8 protein-coding genes are annotated in these 9,628 nt (G+C 73.4%); 4 read left to right on the top strand and 4 right to left on the bottom strand.

Features of this window, described 5'->3' with window-relative positions; all coding sequences use genetic code 11:
- Positions 1–170: 170 nt before the first annotated feature.
- Entirely contained in the window at positions 171–1,256 is a 1,086-nt protein-coding gene (locus IG62_RS0123090) for a magnesium and cobalt transport protein CorA (RefSeq protein WP_030806393.1), read from the bottom strand.
- A 93-nt stretch (positions 1,257–1,349) separates the two neighbouring features.
- On the bottom strand, positions 1,350–2,876 hold the full coding sequence (locus IG62_RS0123085) for an MFS transporter (protein ID WP_030806391.1): 1,527 nt from the start codon (positions 2,874–2,876) through the stop codon (positions 1,350–1,352).
- Between the two features lie 121 nt (positions 2,877–2,997).
- Here IG62_RS0123085 and IG62_RS0123080 point away from each other — a divergent pair, with 121 nt between their 5' ends.
- From IG62_RS0123080 to IG62_RS0123065, 4 genes are all read left to right on the top strand, one after another.
- On the top strand, positions 2,998–4,029 hold the full coding sequence (locus IG62_RS0123080; protein WP_051798447.1) for a helix-turn-helix transcriptional regulator: 1,032 nt from the start codon (positions 2,998–3,000) through the stop codon (positions 4,027–4,029).
- Positions 4,030–4,126: 97 nt separating this feature from the next.
- Complete coding sequence (locus IG62_RS0123075) at positions 4,127–6,424, top strand: heavy metal translocating P-type ATPase (protein ID WP_030806386.1); 2,298 nt, start codon at positions 4,127–4,129, stop codon at positions 6,422–6,424.
- Between the two features lie 306 nt (positions 6,425–6,730).
- Positions 6,731–7,669, top strand: coding sequence for a beta-ketoacyl-ACP synthase III (locus IG62_RS0123070; protein WP_030806382.1), 939 nt, complete (start codon positions 6,731–6,733; stop codon positions 7,667–7,669).
- Between the two features lie 100 nt (positions 7,670–7,769).
- On the top strand, positions 7,770–8,219 hold the full coding sequence (locus tag IG62_RS0123065) for a VOC family protein (RefSeq protein WP_037839049.1): 450 nt from the start codon (positions 7,770–7,772) through the stop codon (positions 8,217–8,219).
- Positions 8,220–8,253: 34 nt separating this feature from the next.
- On the opposite strand, the gene IG62_RS0123060 is transcribed toward IG62_RS0123065, so the two are convergent.
- Entirely contained in the window at positions 8,254–8,481 is a 228-nt protein-coding gene (locus tag IG62_RS0123060) for a hypothetical protein (RefSeq protein WP_030415993.1), read from the bottom strand.
- Positions 8,482–8,593: 112 nt separating this feature from the next.
- The gene (locus tag IG62_RS0123055) at positions 8,594–9,619 is read right to left on the bottom strand and encodes a glutaminase (RefSeq protein ID WP_030806377.1); all 1,026 of its coding nucleotides are present in this window, start codon (positions 9,617–9,619) and stop codon (positions 8,594–8,596) included.
- Positions 9,620–9,628 lie beyond the last annotated feature (9 nt).

Raw genomic sequence — 9,628 nt, 5'->3', positions numbered from 1 at the left:
ACTGGTCACACTTCCGCAGACGCAGCCAAGCCCGAGCCCGCCACTGCCACTACCAACGCCGAGGCCACAACCCCCACATGCGGTTGCAGTACTAGGGGAATTGCCCTATGAGACGGGGGACGCCTCGCCGCGGGCGCCCCGCCCGAAGCCCCCCGTTCAAAGCCACCCGTTCAAAGCCACCCGTTCCGCTTGAACCCGCGGTGGATCACCCAGCAGATGACCACGGTCAGCGCCATAACCAGCGGATAGCCGAACGTCCAGTGCTTTTCCGGCATGTGGTCGAAGTTCATGCCGTAGATACCGCAGACCATGGTCGGTACGGCGAGGATGGCGACCCAGGCACTGATCTTGCGCATGTCCTCGTTCTGCGCGACCGTGACCTGGGCGAGATGGGCCTGGAGTATGGAGTTGAGCAGTTCGTCGAAGGCCGTGATCTGTTCGGTGACCCGGGCGAGGTGGTCGGCGACGTCCCGGAAGTACGTCTTGATCTGCGGGTCGACCTGCCGCATCGACCGGGTCGCCAGCTCCCGCATCGGCCGGTCCAACGGGGCCACCGCGCGCTTCAGTTCCAGCAGCTCGCGCTTGAGCTGGTAGATCCGGCCGGCGCCGCCGCTGCCGCGTTCCGAGAAGACCTCGCTCTCGACGTCGTCGATGTCGTCCTGGACGGCGGCCGCGACGTCGAGGTAGTCGTCCACGACCAGGTCGGCGACGGCGTGCAGGACGACGGACGGGCCGAGCGCCAACTGCTCGGGCACCCGCTCCAGTTGCTCGCGCAGCGGCCCCAGCGAGCCGTGCCCGCCGTGCCGGACGGTGATCACGAAGTCGATGCCGGTGAAGACCATGATCTCGCCGGTCTCCACCACCTCGCTGCTGTCGGTGAGCCGGTCGTGCTCGACGTAACGGACCGTCTTCAGCACGGTGAACAGCGAGTCGTCGTAGTGCTCCAGCTTGGGGCGCTGGTGGGCGTACACGGCGTCCTCGACGGCGAGCGGATGCAGCCCGAACAGGTCGACAATTCCGGCGAATTCCTTCTCGGACGGCTCATGCAGCCCGATCCAGACGAACCCTCTGCCGGACTCCCGTACCCGGCGTATCGCCACGTCGGCCGGCTGGTTGCCGTCCTGCCGCACGCCGTCGACGTACACCGCGCAGTTGACCACGGCGGTGCCCAGTGGCGAGCGCGCGGGGTGGCTGAGGTCCACCCCGCGCGTACGCGGCTGCGGAAGCCGGACGGCCTTGCGGAGGTTGCTGATCATCGACACCCGGCCAGTATGGCCTGCGGGCGCCCGGGAACGGTATGCCAAAGCGGGTGTTTTTGCTCCCCGCGGACGCCGCCCCCGGGCCGTTGATCAGGGGACGGGAACCGGCTGCGGGCGCTCCTCCGCCGCGCTTTCCGGTGCGTCCTGCGGCTCCGCCTGCGGAGTGCGGGCCCGGCGCGGGAGCAGGAACAGCAGGGCCAGGACGAGGACCAGGCCGGCCGCGACCCACCACAGGGCGTGGGTGGTGGCGGCGATGAACGCGGGGTGGGCGGCGCCGGGCGCGGCCGCCCCGCCGCCGGACTCCGCCGTCCCGCCGACGGCCCCGAAGAAGGCCACCGACGAGAGCCCCAGGCCGAGCGCCATGCCCAGCTGGCCGGTGGTGTTGAAGATGCCGGACGCCGAGCCGGAGTGCGCGGCCGGCACCTCGGAGATCGCCACATCGGTGACCGGCGCGACGATCAGCCCCATCCCGGCGCCCATCAGCAGCATCGCCGGCGCCATCTGCCAGGAGGTGAGGGCGGTGCCGTAGTGGTCGGCCTCCCAGATGTAGAGCAGTGCGCCGGACAGCATGATCAGCGCGCCCGCCTGCAGGACCGCGCGGCCGAAGCGCGGCACCAGCTTCTGCACCGACATGCCGGCCGCCACCGAGCAGGCGAGCGAGAACGGCACCCCGGTCAGCCCGGCGTGCAGCGGCCCCCAGCCCAGCCCCAGTTGCATGAACAGCGTCCAGATCAGGAAGAACAGGCCGCTGACCGCGCCGAAGGTGAGCTGGACGGCGGCGCCCGCCGCGAAGGACCGGACCCGGAAGAGGGAGAGTTCGACGAGCGGTGAGCCGTCCTTGCCGGCCTTGGCGCGCTCGTAGCGGACGAAGCCGGCCAGGACGAGCGGGCTCGCGCCCATCGAGACGAAGCCCCACAGCGGCCAGCCGGACTCGCGGCCCTGGGTGAGCGGGTAGAGCAGCATCAGCAGGCCGACGGTGGCCAGTGCGGTGCCGACGAGGTCGAGGCGCAGCGCGCCCGGGGAGCGGGACTCGGTGATGAAGCGGCGGCCGAGCAGGATGCCGGCCACCCCGACCGGGAGGTTGATCAGGAAGATCGGGCGCCATTCCAGGCCGAAGAGGTCGCCCTGGGTGAGCAGCGCACCGATCAGCGGCCCGCAGACCGCGCCCAGGCCGATCACCGCGCCGAACATCCCGAAGACCTTGCCGCGTTCGTGCGCGGGGAAGGTGACGTGGATGATCGCGAGCACCTGCGGCACCATCAGCGCGGCCATCGCGCCCTGGAGCACCCGCGCGCCGATCAGCATGCCCGGGCCGGCGGCGAATCCGCACAGCGCGGAGGCGAGCGTGAAGCCGGCCATGCCGAGCAGGAACAGCCGCTTGCGGCCGTGGATGTCGCCGAGCCGGCCGCCGGTGATCAGGCCGAGCGCGAAGGCGAGGGCGTAGCCGGCGGTCACCCACTGCAGGGAGCTGAAGGTGGCGCCGGTGTCCTGCTGGATGCTCGGCAGCGCGATGTTGACGATGGTCGCGTCGACCAGGTCCATGAAGGCGGCCGTGAGGACGACGGCGAGCGCTGTCCAGCGTCTGCGGTCGGGCGCGGCGGGGGCGGGCGTGGTCATGGGTACTCCGGGTCCGTGGTCGGTGGTGCGGCGTCCGCGAGCGGTGGTGCGGGACGTCTTCGACGACACTAGGGCCCATGTAGGACAGAGACCGTCCTACTACCTGCGGCATCATCGGTGCATGAGTGAGACATCGGCACGTCTGCTGAATCTGCTGTCCCTGCTGCAGACCCCGCGCGAATGGCCCGGGCCGGAGCTGGCGGAGCGGCTGGGGGTGACCTCCCGTACGATCCGGCGGGACGTCGAGCGGCTGCGGGACCTGGGGTATCCGGTGCACGCCACGATGGGTGCGGTGGGCGGGTACCGGCTGGCGGCGGGGACCGCGATGCCGCCGCTGCTGCTGGACGACGAGGAGGCGGTGGCCATCGCGGTGGGCCTGCGGTCGGCGGCCGGCCACACCATCGCGGGCATCGAGGAGGCCTCCGTACGGGCGCTGGCCAAGCTGGAACAGGTGCTGCCGTCCCGGCTGCGGCGCCGGGTGGGCACGCTGGGCACGGCCACCGTCCCGATGCCGGCCGGGGACGGCCCGAGAGTCGATCCGGAGCATCTGACGGTGCTCGCCGCGGCGATCGCCAACCACGAGCGGCTGCGCTTCGCCTACCGGGCGGGTGCCGGGGAGCGGAGCAAGCGCCTGGTGGAGCCGCACCGGCTGGTGGCGGCGGGCCGGCGCTGGTACCTGGTGGCGTACGACAACGACCGGGAGGACTGGCGGATCTTCCGGGTGGACCGGCTGAGCGAGCCGTTCCCCACCGGCGTACGGACCGCGCCGCGCGAGCTGCCGGCCGCCGACGCGGGGGCGTACGTGCGGGAGCGGATGCAGGGGATGGCCCCGGCGCACCGGGCGGTGGCCACGGTGTACGCACCGGCCGCGGAGGTGACCGCGCGGCTGGGCGGGCCGGCGGCGGGTGAGGTCGTGCCGCTGGACGAGGGCTCGTGCCGCTGGCACAGCGCGCCCGATTCGCTGGAGTGGCTGGCGATGCGGCTGGCGCTGCTGGGGCGCGCGTTCACGGTGCACGAACCGGCGGAGCTGTCCGCGTACCTGCGGGAGATGGGCGAGCGGGTGAGCCGGGCGGTGGACGGGAGCGGGCCGGGCGCGGGCCCGGGGGACGGGAGCGGTGCGGGCGGGAACCCGGCGGAGGGGGGTGCGGCGTGAGGGGCCGCCCTCGGCCGGAATACCCTCGGGGGGTATAACGTTCCACAAGGGGAACGCGCAGGCGTGGTACGCAGTCGCAGCAGACCGAGGAGCACCTATGACCACCGCGATCGGAGAGCACGGCGTCGAGCTGGAGATCGGCGGGATGACCTGCGCGTCCTGCGCCGCCCGCATCGAGAAGAAGCTCAACCGCATGGAGGGGGTCACCGCCACCGTCAACTACGCCACCGAGAAGGCGCAGGTCGCGGTCGCGGAGGCCAGCGGGGTCACCGCCGCGGACCTGATCGCCACCGTGGAGCGGACCGGCTACACCGCCGCGGTCCCCGAGCCCCCGGCGGCCGCCGAGCCGCCGGGCGAAGGGCCGGACGGCGGGCCGGCGGGGGCGGACGCGGAGCCCGACGGCGCCCTCGCCCTGCTGCGCCACCGCCTGCTGGTCTCGCTGGCGCTGTCCGTCCCGGTGGTCCTGATGGCGATGGTGCCGCCGCTGCAGTTCACCAACTGGCAGTGGCTCTCGCTCACCCTGGCCGCCCCGGTGGTGGCGTACGGTGCCTGGCCGTTCCACCGGGCGGCCTGGACGAACCTGCGGCACGGCGCCGCCACGATGGACACGCTGATCTCGATGGGCACCCTGGCGGCGCTGGGCTGGTCGGTGTGGGCGCTGTTCTTCGGTGACGCCGGGATGCCGGGGATGACCCACCCCTTCGAGCTGGCCATCATCCGCACCGACGGCAGCAGCGCCATCTATCTGGAGGCCGCGGCCGGTGTCACCACGTTCATCCTGGCCGGGCGCTATTTCGAGGCGCGTTCCAAGCGGAAGGCCGGGGCGGCGCTGCGGGCGCTGATGGAGCTGGGCGCCAAGGACGTCGCGGTCCTGCGGGACGGCCGGGAGGTCCGCGTCCCCGTGGCGGAGCTGAGTGTGGGCGACCGGTTCGTCGTACGGCCCGGCGAGAAGATCGCCACCGACGGGAAGGTGGTGGAGGGCTCCTCCGCCGTGGACGCCTCGATGCTCACCGGCGAGTCCGTCCCGGTCGAGGTCTCCCCCGGTGACACGGTCACCGGCGCGACGGTCAACGCGGGCGGCCGGCTGGTCGTCGAGGCCACCCGGGTCGGCGCGGACACCCAGCTGGCGCGGATGGCGCGGCTGGTGGCGGACGCGCAGAACGGGAAGGCCGCGGCGCAGCGGCTGGCCGACCGGATCTCCGCGGTGTTCGTCCCGGTCGTGATCGCGCTCGCCGTCGGCACGCTCGGCTACTGGCTCGCCACCGGCGGGGGCGCGGTGGCCGCCTTCACCGCGGCGGTCGCCGTGCTGATCATCGCCTGCCCGTGCGCCCTGGGACTCGCCACCCCGACCGCGCTGATGGTCGGCACCGGGCGCGGCGCGCAGCTGGGCATCCTGCTGAAGGGGCCCGAGGTGCTGGAGTCGACCCGCACGGTGGACACCATCGTGTTGGACAAGACCGGCACGGTCACCACGGGCGTGATGACGCTGACCGAGGTGCACCTGGCCGAGGGCGTGCCGGAGGCCGAGGCGCTGCGGCTGGCCGGGGCGCTGGAGCACGCCTCCGAGCACCCGATCGCCCGCGCGGTGGCCACCGGCGCCGCGGCCCGCGTCGGCACCCTGCCCACCCCGGAGGAGTTCACGAACGTTCCCGGCCTCGGCGTCCGCGGGGTCGTCGACGGGCACACCGTCCTGGTGGGCCGCGCCCAGCTGCTGGACGAGTGGTCCCCGGCCCTGCCGGACGGGCTGGCCGACGCCAAGGCCGCGGCCGAGGCACAGGGTCGGACCGCGGTCATCGTCGGCTGGGACGGCGCGGCGCGGGCGGTGCTGGTGGTCGCCGACGCGGTCCGGCCCACGAGCGCGGAGGCGGTCCGCCGGCTCCGGACGCTGGGCCTGACGCCGGTGCTGCTGACCGGCGACCACCGGGCGGTCGCCGAATCGGTCGCCGCCGAGGTCGGCATCGACGAGGTGATCGCGGAGGTGCTGCCCGAGGACAAGGTGGCGGTGGTCGCCCGGCTGCAGGCCGAGGGCCGTTCGGTCGCCATGGTCGGCGACGGCGTCAACGACGCGGCCGCCCTGGCCCGCGCCGACCTGGGCCTGGCCATGGGCACCGGCACCGACGCCGCCATCGAGGCCGGCGACCTCACCCTCGTCCGCGGCGATCTGCGCACCGCCGCCGACGCGATCCGGCTGGCCCGGGCCACCCTGGGCACCATCCGCACCAACCTGTTCTGGGCCTTCGGCTACAACGTCGCCGCGCTGCCGCTGGCCGCGGCCGGACTGCTCAACCCGATGATCGCCGGTGCCGCGATGGCCTTCTCCTCGGTCTTCGTGGTCGGCAACAGCCTCCGGCTGCGCCGCTTCCGGGCCCTGGACGGCGCGGCCGCCCGCGGCTGACCGGCGGACCCGCCGCGGGTCCCCCGGGGGACGCCACCCGGCGGGCCCGCCGCGGGTGTCCGGGCACGCCCGCGACCGCCCGGACCTGCCCCGACGTCCCGGTTCTGGCACCAGTCTCCAGTTCTGGCGCCGGAACATTGGCGGATCGCTCACCCGCCGGCCGGCACCGGCGGGTGAGACTGGTGCGGAAACAAACATCCGCGTACCGACAGTCCATGCGCCGACGGTCCCCACTGGCCCGCCCGCGTACCGGCCGTCGGCGCGCCCCCGATCCGCGTATCAACGCTCCACGTACAGGGAGACCTCATGACCGGGTCACGCGTCCTGGCTCTCGGCCATTACCAGCCCTCCCGCGTGCTCACCAACGACGAACTCGCCACGATGGTCGAGACCGACGACGCCTGGATCCGCAGCCGGGTCGGCATCCGCACCCGGCATGTCGCGGCCCCGGACGAGACCGTGGACGCGATGGCGGCCGCCGCGGCGGCGAAGGCCCTGGCCGCCGGCGGGGTCGCCCCCGGGGACGTCGACCTGGTGCTGGTCGCCACCTGCACGGCCGTCGACCGCAGCCCGAACGCCGCGGCCCGGGTCGCCGCCCGGCTCGGCCTCGGCTCGCCCGCCACGATGGACGTCAACGTGGTCTGCTCCGGCTTCACGCACGCGCTGGCCCTGGCCGACCAGGCCATCCGGGCCGGCTCCGCGACCACGGCCCTGGTCATCGGCGCGGAGAAGTTCACCGACGTGATCGACTGGACGGACCGGACGACCTGCGTACTGGCCGGCGACGGGGCGGGCGCCGCCGTGGTCACCGCGGCGGACGAGCCGGAGATCGGGCCGGTGCTGTGGGGCTCGGTGCCCGAGATGGGCGGTGCGGTCCGCATCGAGGGCGAGCCCGGCCGGTTCTCCCAGGAGGGGCAGACCGTCTACCGCTGGGCGACGACCCAGCTGCCGGGCATCGCCCGCCAGGTCTGCGAACGCTCCGGGATCGCCCCCGCCGACCTCGCCGGGGTGGTGCTCCACCAGGCGAACCTGCGGATCATCGAGCCGGTCGCGGAGCGGCTCGGCGCGGTCAACGCGGTGGTCGCCAAGGACGTCGTCGACTCCGGCAACACCTCCGCCGCGTCCGTCCCGCTGGCACTGTCCAAGCTGGTCGAACGCCGTGAGATCCCCTCCGGCGCCCCGGTGCTGCTGTTCGCCTTCGGCGGCAACCTCTCGTACGCGGGACAGATCATCCGCTGCCCCTGAGCGGCGACCGCCGAAGGCCGGCGGCTGGGGCCGTACGGGTTGCCGGCCGGCGTCCGATTCGTTCAAGACCCCGGCCCGGCGGCCTCCCTACGCTCGCCGCATGACGACAACTCCTCCCCGTTCCCCCGGCTCTCCGCGCTGTGCCGCCTTCGGCATGGTGGTCGCCGACATGGCCGCCGCCCTCGCCTTCTACCGCCGGCTGGGCCTGGTGGTCCCGGCGGGATCGGACACCGCCCCGCACGCCGAGGCCGAGCTGCCCGGCGGCCTGCGGCTGATGTGGGACTCGTACGCGACCGCCCGCGCCATCGACCCGGACTGGACGCCACCGCCGGCCGGCACCCCGACGGGGCTGGCCTTCGAGTGCGACGGCCCGGCCGGCGTCGACGCGCTCTACGCCGACCTCACCGCCGCCGGTTACCGGGGCGAGAAGCCGCCGTGGGACGCGTTCTGGGGCCAGCGCTACGCCGTCGTCCAGGACCCGGACGGCCACGGGGTGGACCTGTTCGCACCGCTGCCGCAGCAGCCGGGCGACGGGCCGGAGGGCGCCTGAAAGTGTCCGGTGACCGGCCCCCTGGGAAGCACCCCTAATGCCCGGGCTGCTCCCGCAGGTACTGCGCGCCGCACAGGAAGCAGAACGGCTCGGCCTTCGGCGTGCCCCAGGCTTCGGCCGTCTGGGTGGCGGCGGCCGGGGCCAGGTCCCGTCCGCACATCGCGGTGGTGCTGCCGATGCGCGTCATGTGCCAGAGCTTGACCGGGGTGTCCTCGTGCGGCAGCAGACCTTCCTCGTACTCGGCGCGGATCTCGTGCTCCATGGCGGTCCACCTCCTACCCTTACGATGCGCCAGCGGGTCGGGGGCCACAACGGCAGCCGGAACGGCCGGCCGCTGCCCGGAACCGGGCAGGTGCTCGCCGAATCCCCTGCGCTCAGAACACCGACCAGCCGGTCAGCGTCGTGAAGTGGTCCAGCGCCGCGGCGCCCGCGACGGAGTTGCCGCGGGCGTCCAGGCCCGGACTCCAGACGCACAGCGTGCAGCGGCCGGGGATCACGGCGAAGATGCCGCCGCCGACACCGCTCTTGGCGGGCAGCCCGACCCGGTAGGCGAACTCCCCGGCCGCGTCGTACGTGCCGCAGGTCAGCATCACCGCGTTGATCCGCTTGGCCTCCCGGGCCTCCAGCAGCCGGCTGCCGTCGGCGCGCAGGCCGTGGCGGGCCAGGAAGCCGCCGGCGACGGCCAGGTCGCGGCAGCTCATCTCGATGGAGCACTGCCAGAAGTAGTGCTGGATGACGCTGGGGACCGGGTTCTCCAGGTTGCCGAAGGACGCCATGAAGTGGGCGAGCGCGGCATTGCGGTCGCCGTGCTCGGCCTCGGAGTCGGCCACCGCCTGGTCGAAGGCCAGGTCGGGGTTGCCGCTCTCCTCGCGCAGGAAGTGCAGCATCGAGGTGCTGGCGTCGCCGGTGAGGGTCTGCAGCCGGTCGGTGACGACCAGCGCGCCCGCGTTGATGAACGGATTGCGCGGAATGCCGTTCTCCGCCTCCAGCTGGACCAGGGAGTTGAACGGCGTGCCGGAGGGCTCGCGGCCGACCCGCTTCCAGATGTCGTCCCCGCCGGGACCACCGGAAGCACCGATACCGCCGGGACCACCGCTACCACCGGAGGCGCCGATACCGCCGCGCGCGCCGTTGCCGCCGTGGTTGCCGTCACCGCCCTGGCTGCCGGGGCTCTGGGCCATCACCAGCGCCAGCGAGAAGGTCTTGGAGATGGACTGCACGGAGAACGGGACCTCCCAGTCGCCGACCCCGTGCACCGCGCCGTGTATGTCGGCGACGGCGATCCCGAACCGGTCCGCGGACACCCGCTCCAGCGCCGGTATGTAGTCGGCGACCTGTCCCTGTCCCACGTACGGCCTGGCGTAGGCCGCTACCTCCTCGAGAACGGCCTGGTAGTCCATGCGCACACG

Source organism: Streptomyces sp. NRRL S-337, assembly GCF_000720175.1.
In the GTDB taxonomy this organism is placed as follows: Bacteria; Actinomycetota; Actinomycetes; order Streptomycetales; family Streptomycetaceae; genus Streptomyces; species Streptomyces siderophoricus.
This window is presented reverse-complemented; position numbering and strand designations above follow the sequence as displayed.